The organism is Bacillus sp. SJ-10 (genome assembly GCF_002843505.1).
Taxonomy (GTDB): Bacteria; Bacillota; Bacilli; order Bacillales; family Bacillaceae; genus Bacillus; species Bacillus velezensis.
Genome location: NZ_CP025258.1, coordinates 2,638,789 through 2,658,977, shown reverse-complemented (window position 1 = coordinate 2,658,977; position 20,189 = coordinate 2,638,789). Strand labels below are relative to the sequence as shown.

The window sequence follows — 20,189 nt, the reverse complement described above, 5'->3', positions numbered from 1 at the left end:
CATCCTTTTCACATAAATTTTTTCATAAAAAAATCTCTTTCCCCAAAGAAGGAAAGAGATTCATATACCGTCTTTATGCGCTTGAAGCGCACAAATATGTATAGATCATCCTTTCCTATCTTTCAAGCATACGCTTGCTGGAATTGGCACAATAAATGTTGCCGAGGTTTCGTAGGGCCAGTCCCTCCACCTCTCTGGATAGAAAATAAAATGATGAAATTGTCAGGCTGTTTAAAAGAATAAACTCATCATAGAAAAGTCTTTCCGTGATGTCAACACTTTTTTCTGAATTGACGTTCGATTTTGAAATGTTATAATGCTTACAATATAAACAAAGAGGAGAAATGGGCTATGAATTCTGCTGCAACACAGCCGAACGGGGTATTTAAGTCGGTATGCTCACTAGACTGTCCCGATCAATGCGGCTTGCTTGTGACAAAAAAAGACGGAAAAATCGTTAACATTCAGGGAGACCCCGATCACCCGGTCACATCAGGGAATATTTGCAACAAAGTCAGACACATGGCTGAGCGTATTTATGATGAGAAGCGCGTAACCGTTCCGTTAAAACGGATCGGTAAAAAAGGTGAAGCCGCGTTTGCGCCTATTTCCTGGGAGGAAGCGATCAATACGATCAGTGCGCGCTGGAAAGAGCTTATTGCCGAAGAAGGAGAGGAAAGCATTCTTCCGTACAGCTTTTACGGCAATATGGGAAAACTGGCGGCAGAGGGAATGGACCGCCGTTTTTTCCATCGTCTCGGAGCGAGTCATCTCGAACGGACGATCTGCAGCAAAGCCGGTTCTGAAGGCTATAACTATACAATGGGTGAAGGAGCGGGTACTGATCCGGAGGAGACCATACATGCAAAGCTCTTTATTTTTTGGGGGATCAATGCCGTCAGCACGAATATGCATCAAGTCATGATTGCTCAAAAAGCCCGGAAAAAAGGAGCTAAAATTGTCGTTATCGATGTACATAAGAACCAAACCGGCCGGCTTGCCGATTGGTTTATTTCCATTCGCCCCGGCACAGATGCCGCACTCGCCCTCGGTATCATGCATGTCTTATTCGACGAAAACCTTCACGATGAAGCATTTCTCACAGAATACACCGAAGGCAGTGACGAATTAAAAGCGCATGTTAAACACTATGATCCGGAAACGGTTTCTGCTATTACAGGCGTTAAAGCCGACGATATCAGACGTCTTGCGAGAATGTACGGGGAAACCTCCCCTTCCCTTATCAGGATCGGAAACGGCATTCAGCACCATGACAACGGCGGAATGATCGTCCGCACCGTCGCCTGCCTTCCGGCTGTTACAGGACAGTGGCTCAACACCGGAGGAGGCGCAATCAAGCACAACAGCGCGGTATTAAACTATAACAGACAAGCGCTCCAGCGGCCTGATCTGCTTTACGGCAGGAAGCCGCGATCATTTAATATGAACAGGCTCGGAAGCGTTCTTTTAGAAACAAAACCGCCCGTACGCTCCCTGTTTATTTACGGTACGAATCCTGCAGTGGTTGCGCCGGAAGCGAATAAAGTCAGAAAAGGCCTGCTGCGGGAGGATTTATTTACAGTCGTTCACGATCTATTTTTAACGGAAACCGCCAAATATGCGGATATCGTGCTCCCTGCTGCATCCGCATTTGAAAACACAGATTTTTACACGTCTTACTGGCATCATTTTATTCAGCTGCAAAAACCGGTGATCGAACCCTACGGGGACAGCAAATCGAATACGGAAGTGTTCCGTTTGCTTGCCGGAGCAATGGGATTTACCGAGCAGGAGCTTCAGGATTCCGATGAAGAGTTGATCAGACAGGCGCTGGACTTTCCCGACAATCCGTATATCGAGGATATTGATTACGAAGCGCTCTCACGCCATTCCTTCATGAAAGCCAAACGGAAAAAACCGCTTTTTCCGGGAAAGCTCAAGACACCGAGCGGAAGAATTGAATTATATTCGGAAAAGATGAAACAGGACGGTTATCCGGCGCTGCCGACACACATCCCTCTTGAGAGCGATGATGATTTTCCGCTTTTATTTGTCCCGGGACCGAATCATAATTTTTTAAATTCAACATTTTCGAATAATGAAAAACACGTAAAATTAGAAAAAGCGCCAAAGCTTTTTATTCATACAGAGGATGCTGTACGCCGGAACATAGAAGACGGGGAAACCGTTAGAGTTTGGAATCACCGCGGCGAGTGTGAATTAACAGCTTCGGTCGGCGAACAGGTGCTTCCCGGCGTTGCAGTCAGCCAAGGTCTTTGGGCCGATATGGATGATAAAAAACAGCTTGTCAACTCGCTCACGCCCGATCGGCTGGCGGATATGGGCGGAGGCGCTGTTTTCTTCTCCGGAAAGGTGCAGGTGGAAAAGCTCAGCAATAAACGCCGGGCGGTTTTGATGAAGGCTGAATCCTTTCAGCCGGCTTCACCGTATAAAAAGTGATAACGTTTATTGGAGGTTTGCTGTATGGATATCATTACCGGCATCGGAATCGCTTTAGCCGGATATTTCATCGGAGACGGATTGAAAAACTTTAAATCACCTGATCCTCATGAACACACTGACCACATTCTCATTAAAGAAAAAGATCTGCACTTCTATATTGGTTATTATTTAGGAGTTACGAAGGAAGAAGCAAAACAAATCGTGCCCGACACCTCTGACATTCCGCATATCACGAGAAACGGAAAGCGGTATGTGCAGAAGAATACATTAAGAGAATGGCTGACTTCTATGCTGGAAAAAGAATAACAGCTGCCATGAAAAGCGGGAAGAGTTTTTCTCTTCCCGTTCATCAAGATACGCCGCCCTGCCTCTCTTCAACCCCAAACATACGAAGGATATCGTTCTTACTTAACGAAACCTCCCCTTCTTTAGATTTCAAATAAAACCCTTTCTTATATAACCGTATGACTTCCTCATATGTAAGCTCATGACGAAGGAGCGCCATTAAACGCCCGTCTTTTTCATCCTGTTTATTGAACCATTCATACTGTTCTGACCAGTTCACTTTCTGCATGTCAAACACCTTCTCACTTTGGATTAATGCCCTTTTCGCATTTATTATACTTATTTCCCCTTTTGTAAACACTCCGACTGCCTGTGACATTTTTGAAAACAGCCGCACCCGCTACTATTAGTCACCACGTTGACTTATTTTCTATTTCGATGTATATTGTAATTGTCAACATGGTGACAATTCAGATAGGAGATACCTTATGGATATTAATTTACTAATGAAGGAACTGCATGTTATGCAACAAAGTTACGCATCATTATTTTCGGTTGTCAATAAAGTGCAGGCTCGGGGGGACGAATACTTAGAAATGCTGACTTCCCGACAGCACATGACTCTTATTGCTATTGCCCATTTACCGACGGAAGATACCACACTTATGAATATCGCTAAAAAGCTGGGCACAACAAAACAAACCGCTAACAAATTAATTTCAAGCCTCGCGAAAAAAGGATATGTTCACACTGTGCCAAGCAAACTGGATAAACGTGCAATCAATATTGAGATTACCGCTGAAGGAAAAAAAGCGTTAATTTCCTGTTCAGAAAAATCCACCTATTTTTTAGCGGATATGTTTCAAGACTTCACAACTGATGAAATTGAAACATTCTGGAGGCTATTGCAAAAACTTTATCGTTTTGATGGTGAAGAACAGGATGGTTTTGAAGAAAAAGCACATTTAAAAGTTGAAGATCAGGCACAATTCATCTCAGATGACTATGAAGAAAAAATCATGGCTGAATTTTCAAAACGGCGATATGGGGGTGCAGACGATGAATAATATGCTTTATCGAAAAGTAAAAGAAACAGAGGATAAGATGAAGGAAAAATGCTATGAGCTGAAAGATAAAATTGATCAATTTATTTCTCATGCTAAATATAAAATTCATTGCAAACGTAAACTGGACCGAGCCGGCAATTATATATCAATTGCCATCGGACTCTTTATCCTAACTGCCTCATGGCTGACCGCAACGCAATGGCTGCTTTGGATAGGCGCGGCGAGTATTTTGAGTAATGCCTGTTTGCTCATTATAAAGCCTGTTAAAAATTGAAAATCTGAAAAAAGCTCTCTAAAAGAGAGCTTTCTTTTATTAATCGTCCCAGTCTTCATCTTCTTCCCAGTCATCTTTCGCTTCCTGAATCTTATTATAAAAAAATTCGATAAAGCTTTCTGCAGCGATATCTTGATAGCCAATTATCCTATCCCATTCCACTACAGGGCATTCTCCGTCTTTCATTTTATTCGTATCTAGACAGTAAGCAAAAAAATCAACATCTTCTATGACAACAAGACCATCAGCAAGTCCATAATGTTGTTTATATTCTTTAGTTTTATCTGCAACTGACGCATGATCGAAGTTATAGCCTAAAACTAAAACCCCGAATAAACCACCAGCACCGTATTTTTCTAAGAACCATTTATAGCTAATAGGAAGTTCGCATTGGAGGATTTCTTCAATGCGAGTTATGTTTTCATGGCTTGCACCCTCTGTGAATATAGCATTTTGCTTGTTTTCATTAATAAAGTTTTCAACCTTTGAATAAATCATTTAATTTAAACACCTCAATTCTCATTCTCAAATTGTTTCGCTCTCCACTTCCAATATCTCTTTCGAAAGCTTTCATATTGTGCTTTTAAAACCTTATCATTTCTAAAACTTTCACCATCAGTCTTAAGCTTATGAATAACATCACTATATTTTGTATGTAAACTGTTTGGGATTTCAAGCATTGGGCCAGGTTCTTCTTGAATCAAGTGATGTAAATTAATCTGTGTGCCATCTTTTGCATAAGGAGCATTACCGTTTTTCATAAGCTGAAGATTTGTTACGCCAAATTCTGTTTTTTGGTTCATATCAATATCTTTCATAGTATACACTCTGCGGCTTATGTCTTTAACTTTTCCCTTTGCTTTTACCTTGCCCTTAACCTCAAAGGCACCATACTTTTCTTTATTTAACCAAGGAAGGTTTATTTCTTGACCAGTAAACGGCTTTCTCGTTCCATCCGGGATTTTCTTTGCATTGGTCAAAAGTTCATTTTTAAGGTTTTGGCTGTCAACCACATTGTATGGTACGTTATCGGCCAGAGCAAGATCATACTTAGAGTTATAAGGAAGCAGATCTGGAAGTTTAACGTCTTTAATTTTCTTCCCTGCCTGTCCTGCCTTGTTTATGACCTTCCCCGCCGCATCAGCTTTGTTAACGGCTCCTGCGCCTTTCGTTCCGACGACAGCCACAGCCACTGAACCGACCGCATATGTCACCCATCTTGATCTGGAGTAAGCATCTCCGTTCACCATATCCTTTTGATACGACTCTTCAATTGCCGCTTTAACAGCATCATATGTTTTAACAGGATGAAGTACTGCATTCCCCAGTGCTGACAGCGTTTCCCCCGGATCGGTTATGAAGTCCCATAGACCGGTCACCGTGTCTTTCCCGACATCATATAAACCAACGCCGGCTCCTTTTAAAATATCCCAAGTCACTTCTCCGGCTTCTTCCATCTGTTTTGCTTGTTCAAGCTGGATCACATATTGCTGCTGGGAAGGTTCAAGATTCTCGTAACCGATCTTCTTCGCAATTTCCAAGTATTCATCCGGATCGGTCACACCGTCAGCCAGCTTTTTCTTTAGATCCTTGATTTCCCGCTCTTTCGCTTCTTCCTTCTTAAACGTTAAATATGTGTCTGAGTGTCTTGCAATCTCGCCTTTTTTCTTATGTATGTCACTTTCTCTGTACGCCTTGGCGTTATAGTGAAGTGGTGTTACATTTTTCCCTTTGCCTGTAGCATTTTGGAGCTGCTGAAAATCTGCCTGAATGAAATGTTCATTTGCCTCGGTTTCTGCGTATTCTTTCGTTAGATCGTGATCAAGCTTTCCGAGTTTATGTATGGTCTTATCCCGTTTTTTGTCTGCTGAATCCAGCTTTTGATCGACATCTTCTGTAGAGAAAACATCAAGATGAATGATATCACTGATTTCATCAAGGATACCTTTCATTTCATTGCGCTGCTCCTGCATGATAGCTTGTGATGTATTCTTCGCATGTATCAACTCATGTTCTAAAAATGACTCTTCCACAAACGAATCGGCCAATCCGGCATCAGCTACTTTTCCTGAAATACTGTTAAGAAACGCAATCTTCATATCGATCAGATTAAGCCAGCTGTCTGTGACACCGGCGTGATCTTGAAAAAAAGCTTTAATGTTGTCAGCGCCTTTACCTGAAAACTCACTGTCATCCAAGTCAGCCATTCCCTGAAAAGCTTTCCTGAGATTGATAAATTGTTCTCTAATCTGATCGTATTCTTTTGCTCGTTTCTCCGCTGCTGAAATGAACGAGGATGCTTCAAATACCTTCATTTACGTCTCCTTTCCGCTTCTTTCTGTCTAAATTTTACCATAGGATATAAGATTAGATGAATCTCTTGCATTTGTCGAACTGCTTTATTTAAGATCATAAAATTTCAAACAAAACCTTACACGAAGGAATCTGGGATCGGCAAAACAAAGCCAAATATAACATATGTTGAAAAATCTCTTGCATTTCCACACCCGCCATGCTATATTGATATAGCGATGAGCTGAATTGTGTAAGCCGATGCACATGCCCTTGCGGCACACACGAATGTGGCGTGTGGTGTATCGCCTCAATACGCAAAAGACGTTTGCTTCTGCAAACGTCTTTTTTTATTATCCGATTTTCGTTCCGTTCGGTACTGTCTGCTCTGGCGTAAGCAGGACAACATCTCCTTTTTCCGGGATGCCGCCGAGAACGAGAACTTCTGACTTAAATCCGGCGATCCGCCGCGGCGGAAAGTTGACAATAGCGGTAACCTGTCTGCCCGTCAGATCACCCGGTTCGTACCGTTTTGTAATCTGGGCGCTTGATTGTTTCATGCCGATCTCTTCGCCGAAATCTATTGTCATCTTAATGGCCGGCACCTTTGCTTCCGGGAATACTTCCGCTTTTACGACCGTTCCTATTCTAAGATCAAGCTTGATAAAATCTTCGATGACTGCCATATCAAAAACTCCTTTTTTACAATCATGATACCAAAAAAAGAAGCAGTTTATTTAACCGATTTTCAGGATTATTTATCAGATTGAAAGGTGTTTCGGAAGACGCGCGGCGTTATTCCCTTATGTCTGACAAACCATCTGGTAAAGGAAGACAAATTTTGAAAGCCGACCTCCTGACTGATGTCTGTCAGCCGGCATTTTGTTTCAATAAGCATTTGTTCCGCTTTCTTCATACGGAGCTCAGCAATATAAGCTTGCGGGCTTTTTCCCGTCTGCTTTTTAAACCAGTCGGAATAATACGCCGGGTGGTAATGTTCCATTGCGGCGAGCTCTTTAATTGTAAAAGTCTTTGAGAGATTTCGGCGGATATACGCAATTGAATCATTCGTACGGTTTTCTTGTATCTTTTCAGCAATATATTCTGCAAGCAGACTCAATGAATGAGCCGACTGCTGCTTTGTCTCTTCTGTCAGCAGAAACCGAATCGATGTCCAAAAAGGATCAAGCTTATTCAGAACGCCGGGGTCAAAGGAACCTTTGAAAAAAAATGCCGGTATGTCGAGAACAAGACATTCATTTCGCTCCAAAGAACGGAACCGATGTTCATGCCCGGGCGGAATATACAGCATTTGATCAGGTTTTAATCTGATTTCACGTCTTTCTGTCTCCAGGTCCAGCTGTCCTTCGAGCGGAAAGAGCATTTGGCAGTATGTGTGTGCATGAGAATCAAAAATATGTGAATAGGTGCGCCGCTCACAAATGATATGTTGTAATGAATCCATTTGTCCCTCCTTTTTATTTAGTTTACATAATAATATTATTGTTCCCTCTCCTGCAAACCTCTTAGGAACGCAACAACTGCAAACTTCCGGCTTTCCTTAATTGATTCGGTTAATTCAAATGCACTCTGTTTTCTCAACACGGCAAATCCGTGAAGAAGGCTCCTCAGTCCTCTCGCAGCATGAATCGCAGTGTCAGACTGTGCATAACCGTTCGCTGTCAGCTGCCTGACAACAAGCTCTACAAGCAGGCTTGACAGATTCTCAATCCGGCCGTCTTTTATCTTTTGAAATGTTGCGTCATATAATCCGGGATTGGCTTCGGCGAAATTGATATAGGCATCGGCAAGAGCAAGCAAAGCCGTTTCACCCGTCAGTCCTTCTGCAGAGGCCGCCATTCTTTCATATAACATAGTTAAACCGGAGACAGCCAGCTCTGTTTTAATTCCTTGAAGGCCATTGACAAAATTGTAAAGGGAAGGCGGTTTTACGTTTAAGGACTTTGCAACAGCCGCAAGCGTCACTTCGTTCAGCCCTTTTTCGTCAGCGATGCCTGCTGCGGCTCTCAATATCATGTCAAGGCTCATTCCGACTCTCGGTGACATTATGATCGGCCTCCCGGCAGGCTTCGTTCGGCTTCCTCAGCAGCCTCAGCCATCATTTCAACGGGATTGCAGAGAACATTTCCATGTCCGGCGGCCAGACTGCTTGGTTGATGAGCGATAAGCGTTCTTGCTGTTTTTACAGCTTCTTCTTTATTCCACGTAGCAAAAGCCGGAAACGGAAATTTCCATTTCAGCTTCCCAGAAACAGCAAGGCCTCCCCGTACTTGAAAGGCATCTCCGACGATCAGCATATCATTTCTCATATCTTTAAAAGCGAGGCTTCCCGGCGTATGACCGGGAGCGGGAATGACAAGTAAAGATCCGATCCGCTCGCCGCCTTTCAGCAGGCGATCAGGTTCGGTCTGAACATTTTTCGGCACTCCCCCCTTTATCGGCGTTTGTGCTTCATGCTCAAATAAAGAAGTGTCACCTTTCAGCAAGAAAGAATCCCGCTCAGAAATACAGACGGAAGCATCCGGAAATTCCGCAGCTAATGAGTCAAGCGAACCGATGTGATCCCCGTGCGCGTGGGTGAGTAATATGTCATTCAGCGGCTTCCCAAGCTGCCGCAATGCTTGTTTAATTCCTTTATGACTGTTAGGCAGTCCGGCGTCAATCAGGGTTACTCCTTCTTCTTCTTCAACCAAATAACAATTCACCGGGAAAAGCGCTGGAAAAAAAGTCAACTGCCAAACGGTTCCGTATTGTAAGATTCTCATCAACATCCCCCTAAAACTAATATCATTAGTTTCATTATAACTAATACCGTTAGTTTATCAAGAGTTTTCTGACTAAATCCTGAAAAAGGCGCGGGCGCTTCTCTTATGCAAAAAAAAGAAACGCGCATACTGTGATAAAAGATGCTTTCAGCCTGCGAATAAATCACACTACTAAAACCAGCCGGATAAGCATACACTACTCAACGGAGGGGGAGTTCCACACCATGCATATCACACTTCAAAGCATCTGCCCTGTCTTAATGATTGCCTTTTTCCTGTATAAAAAGGTGAAACGGTCTGTCGGCTTTCAGCCTTTGAAACCCCGCTGGCTTTATACCAGAATGATTTTGTTTTCATTGCTGGCCGCAGCTCTGGCGTTTTTCAGCATCACACACCCGGCTTTATACGGCCATCTTATATTCGGCACTTTTTGCGGCTGGCTTCTGGTCCTGTTTGCCAAACGGAACATTTCTTTTGAAGAACGCCGCGGAAAAATGTATTTTCGCACTCACCTATGGATTGAACTTATTCTATTAACGTTATTCCTATCGAGATTTGTTTATCGCGTTATTGAAATTTACCGGGTCACAGCGGACTTTACCCATCCGGAGGCATACAGCCAAACGGTCGGGGCCGATCCGCTGACCATCAGTATCTTTTATTTCATCGCAGTGTATTACAGCGGCTTCTCTTTTTATGTTTTAAAAACGAGCAGAGACCAAACCAATAACAGTCAGTACGGCTGACATCCCTGTCTAAAAAGCAGGGATGTTTTTTAATCGTGCCGCGTATGGTGAATCATTTGCTGAAGCACATCTAACACATGTTCATCCTCAGGAGAATAATAGATGGATGTTCCTTCTCTGCGTGATTTGACGAGGCGCAGATTTTTAAGAAAACGCAGCTGATGAGAAACGGTAGACTGCAGCAAATTCAGCTTTTCTGCGATATCATTTACCGCGTGCTCACCCTGTGACAGCAAATGGAGAATTCTGATTCTGGTCGGATCAGACAGCGCCTTAAAAGTCTGGGCAACCAAAAATAAAGTTTCCTCATCTAAATCGACAGCGGGGTCATTCGTGTTTCCGGATTCGTGAAATTCAGTCATATACCTCACCCTTCTTTTCTCAAGTAGCCCAATTATACCAAATGTCAATTGATGCAGATACATCCTGCGCCTGACAAAAGAACCGTTATTTTAAATTTATGTTTCAAATACGGGTTTCCGCTTGGTTTCGCGCATTCATCTGTGTCATAATGAAAAAGTCATAATGCTCCTGAAATTGAGGGTGAAACACAGTGGAGAAAAAGAAAAAAGGCTGTTTCGCTGCCGCGGGTCTTATGATGATATGTGTTTTTGTCATGGTTTCCTTCTTCCTCATTCTGTTATTTTCAAATAATGAATTGCTCAAAAGTCTTCCGTTTGATGTCAAACCGATCGTACTTGAACGGCTGACAGATTACAAACCGCTTGTTGAAGACGAGCTGGATGAAAAAGGACTCACCAAATATACATCCCTTGTACTCGGCATGATATATCAGGAGTCAAAAGGAAGAGGAAATGATCCCATGCAGTCTTCAGAATCTCTGGGTTTAAAGCGAAATGAGATTAAAAACCCTCAAACCAGTATCAAACAGGGAATCAAACAATTCACTCTCATGTACCAAACAGGCAAGAAAAAAGGCGTAGACTTGGATACGATTATACAAAGCTACAACATGGGAGCCGGCTATATTGATTTTGTGGCTGAACATGGAGGATCGCATACTGAGGAACTGGCAAAACAATACTCCGAGCAGCAGGTCAAAAAGAATCCGAAACTTTACACTTGCGGAGGGAACAAAGACAATTTCCGTTATCCCTACTGCTATGGTGATTACACGTACGCAGAAAAAGTAAAAGCAAAAACAAAAACCGTTGAACAATCCTTAAATGTAACAACACTTGAAACGCTTGAAGAGTAAAAGGCGCCCTGATGAGGCGCCTTTTTCAATCAATAGAAAAAAGCCGCGCAGAGCACGGCTTTTTTTAATAATACGGTGAGATCATTAAGTATACAATGACACCCGTCAGACTGACATACAGCCAGAGCGGCATCGTCCATCTGGCGATTTTTTTGTGGCGCTCCACCTGCATACTGAATCCTCTGATCAGCGTAAACAGCGCAAGCGGCACGATGATGAAGGAAAGGCAAATATGCGTAATTAAAATAAAGAAGTAAATCCCGCGCATGATGCCGTGGCCGCCGAATAAAGTATTCTCAGCTATCGAGTGGTACACGACATAGCAGATCAAAAACAGCAAAGTCGTCGTAAACGCCGCTAAAATAAAACGTTTATGCGCTTGAATGTTTTTTTGCTTAATCATAAAGAGCGCTGCCAGCAAAAAGATAAAAGTAAAGCTGTTAAAAATGGCATTTAACATCGGCAGAATATGAATATTGGCAATGCTGACCTGTCCCGATTTCGGCATAAAAAACAGCACCGCAATTAACCCGTTGATCAGAACGGTCAATGTCAGCACGATACCGGTATAACTTTTAGGTTTGTTTTCTGTCTGATTCATCTTATGACCTCTCTCAATTTTACTGACTATCCAAATGGTATGAGAATTCAGCTTTGATGTCAACGGTTTCGTCCGCTTCGTCAGAAATTAGACAAACTTAAGTCCTAAAAAGACCGGGTGTTTGAGACCCGGCCTTTCGTCATATTATGCTTCCTTCAACAGTTCTTCTATCACCTTATGTTCGTTTTCATTCAACAGATTTTTTGGAATGATCCGATCTATCGGTTTATTCATGTGCTGATCGAGAATATCGGCTGTTTCTTTGTCCCCTGCGATTACGAGACGCTCCCATTGGTGTGAAGCGGCCTTCTGATCAAGGTTCGAAGCCAATCGTTTATACAGCCTGTTTTGGTTTTCTTCGACGTGGGCTTTGGCGGCGTCCTCGTCCATCGATACGGAACTTCCGCTTACATCCTGCGGTTTCCACGATTCATTGATGACGTCGTATTGATAATGCTCCACCCCTTCAATTTTTCCGAGTACGGTTTCTATAATCTTCACTTCATTCTGCTGGGTGAGAATAAAAGCCGTGCTCGGAAATTGTTCACGGAGAAGTTCTAATTGATCAAGGACAGCCGTTTCTTCCCAATAAAATCGTGTTTCGACAGGCACCTGCAATTCAATCGTCTCCCAAATACCGCCTTCTCCCGATGCAAAAAATACGAGACTTCGCGGCATCTCTTTACCAAGCCCATCGATATATTGATAGACACGTTCCATGATGCGGACGAGAGATTTTTCTTCTTCCGGATCACTGGCAGACAGATACTCTTTTAATCTCCGAAAACCGGTTTTCAAGGCGATTTTCCACTCTCCCCCCTGCTGATCCGGATTTCTCATATCCGTATTTACATATAAGGAAAGCATTTTATCAGGAGATTCCGTCATTACGTACTTCAATTTGCCGATGAGTGAGTCAATTGCCATTATAGATTCCTCCTTTTTCCGCTGCTCACTGTTCCTTTCCCTATCCGCACCGCCTTAAAAACGTCAATCCACATATAAACGGCAGACTTTTCTAAAAAAGTTTTTACAAAACCCATTTACAAACCAAGACATCATTTACTACAATGGATACTTGTGTTTAACTAAGACTTTTACGCTGTGAAAGGAGTATGATTTTGTTTACTGCAGAAGAAAGAGATCAGAAAGAGCTGGAAAAAGAGCTTCATAAACTTGAATTTCAGATTTTCAGAATGCGGGAAAATCTGATAGATGTATCAAAAGACGCGCGAGTGCTTGGTATTGATCAATCGAACAATGACGATTGGATCATTGTTTCCTCGATTGATGATGGCCAAACATGTAAGATTATGCTGACTGATTGTGAATCAGCCTACCGGGGAAGAGGCTGTTTTTCACTGATCGCCTCTTATTATGACAATGCCATTCATATCGGAGACATTAAAGGCCCGCCGAACCACGGCTACGGCTCGATCTGCATGAAATTTTTAAAACATATCGCCAGAGAGCAGAATATCCCGAAAGTGACGGGCGACATCGCTAAGCGTGATTGGGATCATGTCGACAGACTCGTTCATTTTTATGAAAAGCATCACTTTGATGTCTGGATTGACAATGATACGCAATCAGGCGGCATTAAATGGGTCGACTTGTAAAAAAATAATAGAGAAACCCTCTTTTATATGGTGTAATAGATTAAACCATATAAGGAGGGTTTTTTTTGTATCCGGAAAAATTGAAAAAAGGTGACGGCATTCGTATTGTGTCTCCGGCCACAAGCATGTCCGTTATGTCAGATGAAAATATAAATGCCGCAAAGTCAAAATTGGAGGAGCTCGGCTTTCGTGTCTCTTTTTCAGAGCATGCGAAAGAAATAAATGAATTTGATTCATCATCCATTGAATCGCGTGTACAGGATCTGCACGAAGCTTTCGCTGATCCTGACATCAAAGCGATTTTGACGACACTCGGCGGGTTCCAATCAAATCAGCTGCTTCGCTATCTTGATTATGAAAACATCAAGCGGCATCCGAAAATCCTTTGCGGCTATTCAGATATTACCGCTCTCGGTCATGCCATATATCAAAAAACCGGCCTTATTACATATTCCGGTCCCCATTTTTCTTCATTTGCCATGAAAAAAGGGCTGGACTATACGATTAACTCTTTCTTGGCCTGCTGTGCTTCTGACAACCCGTATGAGATAAAGCCTTCATCCGAGTGGAGTGATGATAAATGGTATTTGAACCAGGAGGACAGACGTTTTTATCGGAATCCGGGACCGCTCGTTATTCAACCCGGATATGCGGAAGGAACACTGATCGGAGGAAATCTATGCACGCTGAATCTTCTGCAGGGCACCGAATACTTTCCGGAGATGGAACAAGTGATTCTGTTTATAGAAGATGATCATATGTCGGACATTCATATGTTTGACCGGGATTTGCAGTCACTCATCCACCTTCCCGCTTTTTCAGCTGTGAAGGGAATTGTCATCGGACGTTTCCAGCATGCTTCAAATGTGTCTGAGGAGGCTCTGCGTGCCGTCATCCGTACAAAAGAAGAACTGTCATCCATGCCTGTTATCGCAAATGCTGATTTCGGCCATACCTCCCCTTTGATGACATTCCCGATCGGAGGAACATGCAGAATAGAAGCCGGCTCAGAAGGCGTAAGGATATGGATCGATCGGCATTAATACATAAAGACGGGAAAACCGCCCCGTCTTTTTATTTTGATGCCTTATGCCGCGGCGTGCGCGGAGCGATCATAATTCGTCCGCCAGCCGCTGCCGTCACCCATACGGAAGCTCCTTCATAAAAACGGCTGATCTCTTCATTATATACGGCATGTGTCAGTTCACGTTTATCATGCGTTCCGTCTTGGTTTTTTACGTTTAAAATAAGCACAAGCTCGTGCCTGCCATTCTTCATCACACCAGTACGTCTCACCTTTTCAATAATGGCTGGCCTTCCTCTCCCTCTGTCAAGCGCCTGAAACAGCCTGACAGCCGGCATAGACAGTCCGATAACGATCACAATGGCCAAAGCGGTACAGATACATGCTTGAAACACCGGTGATTCTGTGAAGGCATTCCATAAACATATAAATTCCGGCTCCATCAGATTCATACACCCCTTCAGATTCCGTTTTCACATCCATTCCTTCTATATAATATATTAGAGAAACGCTTTTTCTTTTTCCGCATATAACGATTATATACAGTCAAAAAAGGGAAGAAAAAAAGAACACAAAGCATTTCGCCTTGTGTTCTTCATCTCTATATGAAACTAGTCTAATACTTTAACATTTACTGTTCTGACGCCCCAGTTGTTAGCGTCACTTTTCTTTGCAACAAATACGTCAATTTTATTTCCTTTAATTGCGCCGCCTGTATCTGCTGCTGTTGCCACTCCGTAACCTTCAACATAAACCTTAGAGCCAAGCGGAATGACACTAGGGTCTACCGCGATGACTTTTGCATCAGGGTTTTTGTTTAAGTCAACACCGGTTGCCGTTACACCGGAAATGCCGCCGTCGTTAGCAGAGTAAGCAGTTGCAGTCATTGTCAGCTGCTTTTTAGGCTCTTGTTGGTTTGTATTTGATTGAACAGGCTGCTGTTTTGCTTCGACAGCCTTCGCTTCTTGTTTAGGTTGTTGTTCTTGAACAGGTTCTTGTTTAGGCTGCTCGTTTTTAACAGCTTCTTGTTTCGGCTGTTCTGTCTCGGCAGCTGGTTTTTGTTCAGTTTGCGGCTGGCTGGCTTCTTGAGCCGGCTGTGCAGCCTGAGCCTGACCTTTCACATTTAACGTTGTGCCTGCGTAAATTATATCTGATTGCAAGTTATTCAAGCTTTTCAGATTGCCGACTGATGTTCCGAATTTCTGAGCAATTTTCCAGAGGCTGTCGCCCTGCTTCACTGTGTACTGCCCAGATGTGGTTGTTTCTACTGAAGAAATAGTCAGTTTCTCTCCTTCAATGATTAAATCAGAAGATAACTGATTCCATTCTTTTAAGTCCTTTAGGTTCACTCCGTTTTTTTGCGAGATCCCCCAGAGCGTGTCACCCTTTTGCACCGTGATTTCTTTAGCAGAAGCGTGAGCTCCGAATGCAGTTGTTGAAATTGCTGCAACTGCGACAAAGGACATAATCGTCTTCTTCATAAGTAAATCCTCCCTTGTTAGCTTTTTATTGGCGGCTAACAGGTGATATCGTAACATATGAAAATGTCAGTTCAATAACAAAACGATTTGAATTAGATTACAGTTCCTTTACATGAAACATTTCTCTCGCTTGGTAAGTCTTGCTGAAACCTTGATACAGCAAGGGTTTTCAAGCTTCTGATTTTTCCGGCGCCAATGAAAAACACAATGTGCAAATTTCTAAAAAAAACTTTTTTTCACTCTGTTTCTCTTACATAATTTCGGATTTCTTCTAAAAAAACCGCTCCGTATTTCAATCTTTTTTGTTCCCCGACCCCTTTTACGGAAAGAAGATCCTGATCTGTTTTCGGAAGTTTCGCCGACATTTCTTTTAACGTCTGATCCGAGAACACGACAAATGGAGGCACACCCTGTTCAGCTGCAATCTCTTTGCGGAGACGCCGGAGAAGCTCAAATAATTCATCATTTTCGGTAACGGCGGCGGCCTGTAAGGCTTCTTTTCTCGAGACTGCGCTTTTTCCAAGCAGAACGTCCCTGCCTTTTTGGGTGACCATAAGCGTCGGAAATGTGCCGTCCGCCATTCTGATATATTCATCTGAAATAAGGAATTCGATAAAATCACTGATTTCCGCTGCGGATTGATGCTTCATAATGCCGTAAGTGGACAGGCTGCTGAAGCTGTTTTCCAGCACTTTTTTATTTTTTGAGCCGCTAAGCACCTGCGCCACCATCGTTTTTCCGAAGCGCTCATTCATTCTGATGATGCATGATAATACCATCTGCGCTTCTTTTGTGACGTCATGGGCGGTCCTTGTATCAGTGCAATTGCCGCATGCTTCGCAAGCTTCCGCCTCATTCTCGCCGAAATACTTCAGAATAAACCGCTGCAGGCAATCTTCCGTATGACAGTAATCCACCATCTGTCTCAGTTTTTTGAGATCCTGCTTTTGTTTTTCTTCTCCGGCGGCCGATTGGTCTATTAAAAAACGCTGCACCATAATATCCTGCGGCGAAAATAAGAGCACACACTCGCTGTTAAGACCATCGCGCCCGGCCCGTCCGGCTTCCTGGTAATAGCTCTCCATATCTTTCGGAATCTGCGCGTGCAAAACGAACCTGATGTTGCTCTTATCGATTCCCATTCCGAAAGCGGACGTAGCTACCATCACTTGTATCTGATCGTTAAGAAACCGCTCCTGCTGGTCTTTTCTGTCATCATCCGCCAATCCGCCGTGATAACGGCCGGCATTGATGCCGCTGCGCTTTAATTTCTCATATAAACGGTCGGTTTCTTTTCTTGTCGCTGTATATATAATGCCGGCTTCGTGTTTATTTTTTTCCAGATACCGCTCGATAAACCGGTCTTTGTTTTCGCCCTTTACTACTTTAAACGTTAAATTCTCTCTGGCAAAACCGGTATATACAGTTTGTTCTTTCTTAATATGAAGCTGCTTGCAGATATCATCATGAACCTCAGGCGTAGCCGTCGCCGTTAATGCGATGATGACGGGCGGTTCTTTTAATTCATTAAAAAGGATTTCGATATTCCGGTAACTCGGCCTGAAATCATGTCCCCATTGCGATATACAGTGAGCTTCGTCAATGGCGACAAGAGGAACCGTAATATTCTGCAGGATGTGAATGAATTCAGAAGAAGTCAAACGCTCCGGTGTAATGTAAAAGAGCCGGTAAGCCCCTTGTTTCAAACCGGTCAGGCGCTCATGAATGTCACGGCTTGTCTGGGTGCTGTTAATATAAGCTGCCGCGATACCCGCTTCTTCAAGCGCGTCGACTTGATCTTTCATTAAGGAAATAAGAGGGGAAATAACGATTGTGGTTCCTTCAAACAGCAGTGCGGGAATCTGATAGCAGATTGATTTTCCGCCCCCCGTCGGCATAATGCAGACCGTGTTTTTTCTCTCCTCTGCAACTGATTGTATCGCCTGCTTTTGGCCCGCGCGTAGACTGTCGTAACCAAAATAATGCGCCAGAAGGGATTGGGCTTTATCCAGCATAAGTTGTAAAACCTCACTTTGTCTTTGATTCTTTCATTTTATCATACAGATAAAGTACGCTGCTCAAGGGCAATTCAAAATAAAAAGCCATCTCCGCAAGGGAAATGGCTTTCGCTACGTATGCCGTACGCAAGTAAGAAAGTTTTAAACCACCACTCCTCAAAGTGGGTGTTTGCAGAAGCGTTCCTGTCGTCCTCTGCAATGGAGGCATGACATTCCGGCTTCGATATAAAACTCCCTATTACAGCTTAAAGGTTAAAACTTAATTAACAATACGAACAATGTAGCTTCTCTTATATCCTACACCATCAGTCGTATTTTGGCAAGAGGGTTAATTCTTTTACAGAAAACCTTTTTTCTTTGTGAAAAATGCTTTATTCTACATAAAAATTGTTTTTTCGACAAAATATCAATATATCAATATAAGATCAGATCGAAAGCTGCCGCCAGTTTCTTCTATAATATAAAAAACTCTCACACCCTGTATGGGCGCAAGAGTTAATGGAAATTAGAATTTTGCAGCCAGATCTTTCGCTTCTTGCAGTCCTTTTTCAATGATCGCTTGAGCGTTATCCGGTGCAGCATTATGGCCTTCAACGACAACAGTATGAAGATCTTGGACACCCCAGAAACCGAGAACGGTTTTCATGAAGTTTAATGACATTTCAAGAGATGCCATCGGTCCTTCAGAATATACGCCGCCGCGTGCGTTTAAGAGCGCTACTTTTTTATCTCCCATCAGACCTTTAGGGCCTTCAGGCGTGTATGTGAAAGTAACTCCTGCGCGAGACAGGTAATCAACATAAGTATGAAGCACAGCAGGCACTGTGAAGTTCCAAAGTGGGAATGCAAACACGACTTTGTCAGCTTTGACGAATTGATTTAAGTAAATGTCAGCAGTTGACGCTTGTTTTTTCTCTTCGTCTGTCATTTCAATTCCTTTTGAAGCTTTGAATGTTCCGTTAATCATATCTCTTCCGAGGTAAGGAAGGTTTTCTTTATGAAGATCAAGTTCGATCACTTCATCATTCGGATTGTTTTCTTTATAAGCAGCCAGAAACGCTTCGTATAATTTTACGGATACGCCTTCTTCAGCCGTACGATCACTTGATTTTACAAATAATACTTGAGACATTCTAAATTCCTCCCGGTAATCTTTTAATATTTACTTACAAATAGTATGTTACTTTCTTTTTTATATAAAGTCAATGATTTTATTTCGATTCTGAGATTTTTTATGGAATAAAAAAACAGGTACATATGAATGTACCTGCTGCTATTATTGTGAATCCTGCTCGCGATCCAGGATTTCGTAAGTTTGTGAGCTTTTTTGATCAACGGTTTCTTTATTTGAGAGGTCTTTCACCTGCTCGTGAAATTCCCTTTCATATGACGGAGCGTCTGTTTTCACATCCCCTTCTGTTTCTCGCTGCGCTTCGACGGTCATTCTGGCGTACGGCACAGCTTCAAGTCTTTCATAAGGAATTTCTTTTCCCGTTTTCTCGCAAATCCCGTATGTTCCTTTATCCATTCGTTCAAGCGCGGCGTGCACCTCATCTAAAAGATTCTGATCGACACCGTCCAGCGTCTGATTCGTGACCCTGTCCAAATAAATGCTTCCGTGATCAGCTAAGTGATTATCTACTCCGTTCGACAGTTCTCCTGTGTCTTCGCTCATTGAATGATTTTCTTTTGATTCTCCCTGAAGACTTTCCTTTAAATCGATTAATTTATGATAAAGGCTGTCCTGCTGTTCTTTTGATAATGACATATTCATCATCTCCTTTTTCGTCTGTATTCTTCGCTGCATCTGTTAATACATACCCTCGAAAAAGGAGGCTGAAACAACGGGGTCAATGCTTTCTTCCCCTGATGGTGACATTGGGTGTCTGCTGCTTTGTCTGGCTTTTTTCTTTCGCAGCATCATTTTGCGGGTTGTCCCGACATTCTTCAGCGCAGGCTTGTTTAAGCCTGTGCACCGGTGTATGGTAAGTGGCGCCGATATTCAGCATACCGCTCAGCTCTTCTATACTCAGCTTTTCAAAATCAATATTGTATTCAACCTTGTCCACTTTGACGTGCTCAATATGGACATATGTTTTTTCCCCTTCAACCGTTTGCGGCTCAAAATGACACTTATCCTGAAGCTCATCAAGCTGTTGTTCCACTTTCTTAAGCCGGTCTAATTCTTCTTCACACACTTTTTTGAAAATCTCTTTCATTATTTTTTTCAAAGAAAATCACTTCTTTCCCCGTCACTCTTGGAAAGTTCTATGCGTCCCGCATTGCGAATATATAAACATGATATACAAAAAGG

Annotated in this window: 24 protein-coding genes, 1 other RNA gene and 1 riboswitch; of the genes, 8 read left to right on the top strand and 17 right to left on the bottom strand. The window is 42.8% G+C overall.

The window, feature by feature from the left end:
* Window positions 1-112 precede the first annotated feature (112 nt).
* A riboswitch (SAM riboswitch) is annotated at window positions 113-205 on the bottom strand.
* Window positions 206-351: 146 nt separating this feature from the next.
* Window positions 352-2,460 carry a molybdopterin oxidoreductase family protein gene (locus CXL14_RS13660; protein WP_021494179.1) on the top strand — a complete coding sequence of 703 codons (2,109 nt, stop codon included), beginning with the start codon at window positions 352-354 and terminating at the stop codon, window positions 2,458-2,460.
* A 24-nt stretch (window positions 2,461-2,484) separates the two neighbouring features.
* Window positions 2,485-2,769: a hypothetical protein gene (locus CXL14_RS13655; RefSeq protein ID WP_014418096.1), complete on the top strand. Its 285-nt coding sequence runs from the start codon at window positions 2,485-2,487 to the stop codon at window positions 2,767-2,769.
* Between the two features lie 43 nt (window positions 2,770-2,812).
* Here the strand turns inward: CXL14_RS13655 and CXL14_RS13650 are convergent, their stop codons facing one another.
* The gene (locus tag CXL14_RS13650) at window positions 2,813-3,037 is read right to left on the bottom strand and encodes a hypothetical protein (protein WP_031304185.1); all 225 of its coding nucleotides are present in this window, start codon (window positions 3,035-3,037) and stop codon (window positions 2,813-2,815) included.
* Between the two features lie 199 nt (window positions 3,038-3,236).
* Here CXL14_RS13650 and CXL14_RS13645 point away from each other — a divergent pair, with 199 nt between their 5' ends.
* Window positions 3,237-3,815: a MarR family winged helix-turn-helix transcriptional regulator gene (locus tag CXL14_RS13645; protein WP_014418098.1), complete on the top strand. Its 579-nt coding sequence runs from the start codon at window positions 3,237-3,239 to the stop codon at window positions 3,813-3,815.
* On the top strand, window positions 3,808-4,089 hold the full coding sequence (locus CXL14_RS13640) for a hypothetical protein (protein WP_017417952.1): 282 nt from the start codon (window positions 3,808-3,810) through the stop codon (window positions 4,087-4,089). Before CXL14_RS13645 ends, CXL14_RS13640 begins: the two co-directional genes overlap by 8 nt.
* A 39-nt stretch (window positions 4,090-4,128) precedes the next feature.
* Here the strand turns inward: CXL14_RS13640 and CXL14_RS13635 are convergent, their stop codons facing one another.
* The 6 genes from CXL14_RS13635 to CXL14_RS13610 all read right to left on the bottom strand — a co-directional run bounded on the left by CXL14_RS13635 (window position 4,129) and on the right by CXL14_RS13610 (window position 9,167).
* Window positions 4,129-4,587, bottom strand: coding sequence for an SMI1/KNR4 family protein (locus CXL14_RS13635; RefSeq protein ID WP_014418100.1), 459 nt, complete (start codon window positions 4,585-4,587; stop codon window positions 4,129-4,131).
* 14 nt (window positions 4,588-4,601) lie between these two features.
* On the bottom strand, window positions 4,602-6,404 hold the full coding sequence (locus CXL14_RS13630) for a T7SS effector LXG polymorphic toxin (protein WP_088056478.1): 1,803 nt from the start codon (window positions 6,402-6,404) through the stop codon (window positions 4,602-4,604).
* A gap of 330 nt (window positions 6,405-6,734) precedes the next feature.
* Window positions 6,735-7,067 carry a chaperone CsaA gene (csaA, locus tag CXL14_RS13625; protein WP_007611940.1) on the bottom strand — a complete coding sequence of 111 codons (333 nt, stop codon included), beginning with the start codon at window positions 7,065-7,067 and terminating at the stop codon, window positions 6,735-6,737.
* A 68-nt stretch (window positions 7,068-7,135) separates the two neighbouring features.
* Window positions 7,136-7,846, bottom strand: a complete 711-nt coding sequence (locus CXL14_RS13620) for an AraC family transcriptional regulator (protein ID WP_014418102.1) — start codon at window positions 7,844-7,846, stop codon at window positions 7,136-7,138.
* Between the two features lie 35 nt (window positions 7,847-7,881).
* A complete protein-coding gene (locus CXL14_RS13615) occupies window positions 7,882-8,448 on the bottom strand; it encodes a TetR/AcrR family transcriptional regulator (protein WP_014418103.1) in 567 nt (188 codons plus the stop codon).
* Complete coding sequence (locus tag CXL14_RS13610; protein ID WP_014418104.1) at window positions 8,448-9,167, bottom strand: MBL fold metallo-hydrolase; 720 nt, start codon at window positions 9,165-9,167, stop codon at window positions 8,448-8,450. Before CXL14_RS13610 ends, CXL14_RS13615 begins: the two co-directional genes overlap by 1 nt.
* Before the next feature lie 224 nt (window positions 9,168-9,391).
* On the opposite strand from CXL14_RS13610, the gene CXL14_RS13605 reads away from it, so the two are divergent.
* A complete protein-coding gene (locus CXL14_RS13605) occupies window positions 9,392-9,913 on the top strand; it encodes a CcdC protein domain-containing protein (RefSeq protein ID WP_007407994.1) in 522 nt (173 codons plus the stop codon).
* Window positions 9,914-9,942: 29 nt separating this feature from the next.
* Here CXL14_RS13605 and czrA read toward each other — a convergent pair whose 3' ends face one another.
* On the bottom strand, window positions 9,943-10,275 hold the full coding sequence (gene czrA / locus CXL14_RS13600; protein WP_007407993.1) for a Zn(II)-responsive metalloregulatory transcriptional repressor CzrA: 333 nt from the start codon (window positions 10,273-10,275) through the stop codon (window positions 9,943-9,945).
* A 191-nt stretch (window positions 10,276-10,466) separates the two neighbouring features.
* Here czrA and CXL14_RS13595 point away from each other — a divergent pair, with 191 nt between their 5' ends.
* Window positions 10,467-11,132, top strand: coding sequence for a lysozyme family protein (locus CXL14_RS13595; RefSeq protein ID WP_017417956.1), 666 nt, complete (start codon window positions 10,467-10,469; stop codon window positions 11,130-11,132).
* Window positions 11,133-11,196: 64 nt separating this feature from the next.
* On the opposite strand, the gene CXL14_RS13590 is transcribed toward CXL14_RS13595, so the two are convergent.
* Both CXL14_RS13590 and CXL14_RS13585 read right to left on the bottom strand, forming a co-directional pair.
* Window positions 11,197-11,733 carry a DUF420 domain-containing protein gene (locus CXL14_RS13590; RefSeq protein WP_007611945.1) on the bottom strand — a complete coding sequence of 179 codons (537 nt, stop codon included), beginning with the start codon at window positions 11,731-11,733 and terminating at the stop codon, window positions 11,197-11,199.
* A gap of 144 nt (window positions 11,734-11,877) precedes the next feature.
* Window positions 11,878-12,660 (bottom strand): VLRF1 family aeRF1-type release factor, encoded by a 783-nt coding sequence (locus tag CXL14_RS13585; protein ID WP_014418106.1) that lies wholly within the window; start codon window positions 12,658-12,660, stop codon window positions 11,878-11,880.
* A 188-nt stretch (window positions 12,661-12,848) separates the two neighbouring features.
* Between CXL14_RS13585 and CXL14_RS13580 the strand changes: the two genes are divergently transcribed.
* Both CXL14_RS13580 and CXL14_RS13575 read left to right on the top strand, forming a co-directional pair.
* Window positions 12,849-13,352: an N-acetyltransferase gene (locus CXL14_RS13580; protein ID WP_014418107.1), complete on the top strand. Its 504-nt coding sequence runs from the start codon at window positions 12,849-12,851 to the stop codon at window positions 13,350-13,352.
* 65 nt (window positions 13,353-13,417) lie between these two features.
* The gene (locus CXL14_RS13575) at window positions 13,418-14,395 is read left to right on the top strand and encodes a S66 family peptidase (protein WP_014418108.1); all 978 of its coding nucleotides are present in this window, start codon (window positions 13,418-13,420) and stop codon (window positions 14,393-14,395) included.
* 31 nt (window positions 14,396-14,426) lie between these two features.
* On the opposite strand, the gene CXL14_RS13570 is transcribed toward CXL14_RS13575, so the two are convergent.
* The 7 genes from CXL14_RS13570 to gerPC form a co-directional block, all read right to left on the bottom strand.
* Complete coding sequence (locus tag CXL14_RS13570) at window positions 14,427-14,819, bottom strand: hypothetical protein (RefSeq protein ID WP_014418109.1); 393 nt, start codon at window positions 14,817-14,819, stop codon at window positions 14,427-14,429.
* A 168-nt stretch (window positions 14,820-14,987) separates the two neighbouring features.
* Window positions 14,988-15,857, bottom strand: a complete 870-nt coding sequence (locus CXL14_RS13565) for a 3D domain-containing protein (protein WP_007407985.1) — start codon at window positions 15,855-15,857, stop codon at window positions 14,988-14,990.
* Between the two features lie 236 nt (window positions 15,858-16,093).
* Window positions 16,094-17,872, bottom strand: a complete 1,779-nt coding sequence (gene recQ, locus CXL14_RS13560; protein ID WP_014418110.1) for a DNA helicase RecQ — start codon at window positions 17,870-17,872, stop codon at window positions 16,094-16,096.
* A 107-nt stretch (window positions 17,873-17,979) separates the two neighbouring features.
* Window positions 17,980-18,165: non-coding RNA, 6S RNA (ssrS, locus tag CXL14_RS13555), on the bottom strand.
* Window positions 18,166-18,380: 215 nt separating this feature from the next.
* On the bottom strand, window positions 18,381-19,007 hold the full coding sequence (locus CXL14_RS13550; protein ID WP_003153791.1) for an FMN-dependent NADH-azoreductase: 627 nt from the start codon (window positions 19,005-19,007) through the stop codon (window positions 18,381-18,383).
* 144 nt (window positions 19,008-19,151) lie between these two features.
* Window positions 19,152-19,643, bottom strand: coding sequence for a TraR/DksA family transcriptional regulator (locus tag CXL14_RS13545; RefSeq protein ID WP_017417961.1), 492 nt, complete (start codon window positions 19,641-19,643; stop codon window positions 19,152-19,154).
* 82 nt (window positions 19,644-19,725) lie between these two features.
* On the bottom strand, window positions 19,726-20,106 hold the full coding sequence (gene gerPC / locus CXL14_RS13540) for a spore germination protein GerPC (RefSeq protein WP_014418112.1): 381 nt from the start codon (window positions 20,104-20,106) through the stop codon (window positions 19,726-19,728).
* Window positions 20,107-20,189: the final 83 nt, after the last annotated feature.

Coding starts and splice junctions, on each gene's coding strand:
- CXL14_RS13660 (WP_021494179.1), top strand. CDS start 352: ATGAATTCTGCTGCAACACAGCCGAACGGGGTATTTAAGTCGGTATGC.
- CXL14_RS13655 (WP_014418096.1), top strand. CDS start 2,485: ATGGATATCATTACCGGCATCGGAATCGCTTTAGCCGGATATTTCATC.
- CXL14_RS13650 (WP_031304185.1), bottom strand. CDS start 3,037: ATGCAGAAAGTGAACTGGTCAGAACAGTATGAATGGTTCAATAAACAG.
- CXL14_RS13645 (WP_014418098.1), top strand. CDS start 3,237: ATGGATATTAATTTACTAATGAAGGAACTGCATGTTATGCAACAAAGT.
- CXL14_RS13640 (WP_017417952.1), top strand. CDS start 3,808: ATGAATAATATGCTTTATCGAAAAGTAAAAGAAACAGAGGATAAGATG.
- CXL14_RS13635 (WP_014418100.1), bottom strand. CDS start 4,587: ATGATTTATTCAAAGGTTGAAAACTTTATTAATGAAAACAAGCAAAAT.
- CXL14_RS13630 (WP_088056478.1), bottom strand. CDS start 6,404: ATGAAGGTATTTGAAGCATCCTCGTTCATTTCAGCAGCGGAGAAACGA.
- csaA (WP_007611940.1), bottom strand. CDS start 7,067: ATGGCAGTCATCGAAGATTTTATCAAGCTTGATCTTAGAATAGGAACG.
- CXL14_RS13620 (WP_014418102.1), bottom strand. CDS start 7,846: ATGGATTCATTACAACATATCATTTGTGAGCGGCGCACCTATTCACAT.
- CXL14_RS13615 (WP_014418103.1), bottom strand. CDS start 8,448: ATGTCACCGAGAGTCGGAATGAGCCTTGACATGATATTGAGAGCCGCA.
- CXL14_RS13610 (WP_014418104.1), bottom strand. CDS start 9,167: ATGAGAATCTTACAATACGGAACCGTTTGGCAGTTGACTTTTTTTCCA.
- CXL14_RS13605 (WP_007407994.1), top strand. CDS start 9,392: ATGCATATCACACTTCAAAGCATCTGCCCTGTCTTAATGATTGCCTTT.
- czrA (WP_007407993.1), bottom strand. CDS start 10,275: ATGACTGAATTTCACGAATCCGGAAACACGAATGACCCCGCTGTCGAT.
- CXL14_RS13590 (WP_007611945.1), bottom strand. CDS start 11,733: ATGAATCAGACAGAAAACAAACCTAAAAGTTATACCGGTATCGTGCTG.
- CXL14_RS13585 (WP_014418106.1), bottom strand. CDS start 12,660: ATGGCAATTGACTCACTCATCGGCAAATTGAAGTACGTAATGACGGAA.
- CXL14_RS13580 (WP_014418107.1), top strand. CDS start 12,849: ATGATTTTGTTTACTGCAGAAGAAAGAGATCAGAAAGAGCTGGAAAAA.
- CXL14_RS13570 (WP_014418109.1), bottom strand. CDS start 14,819: ATGGAGCCGGAATTTATATGTTTATGGAATGCCTTCACAGAATCACCG.
- CXL14_RS13565 (WP_007407985.1), bottom strand. CDS start 15,857: ATGAAGAAGACGATTATGTCCTTTGTCGCAGTTGCAGCAATTTCAACA.
- recQ (WP_014418110.1), bottom strand. CDS start 17,872: ATGCTGGATAAAGCCCAATCCCTTCTGGCGCATTATTTTGGTTACGAC.
- CXL14_RS13550 (WP_003153791.1), bottom strand. CDS start 19,007: ATGTCTCAAGTATTATTTGTAAAATCAAGTGATCGTACGGCTGAAGAA.
- CXL14_RS13545 (WP_017417961.1), bottom strand. CDS start 19,643: ATGTCATTATCAAAAGAACAGCAGGACAGCCTTTATCATAAATTAATC.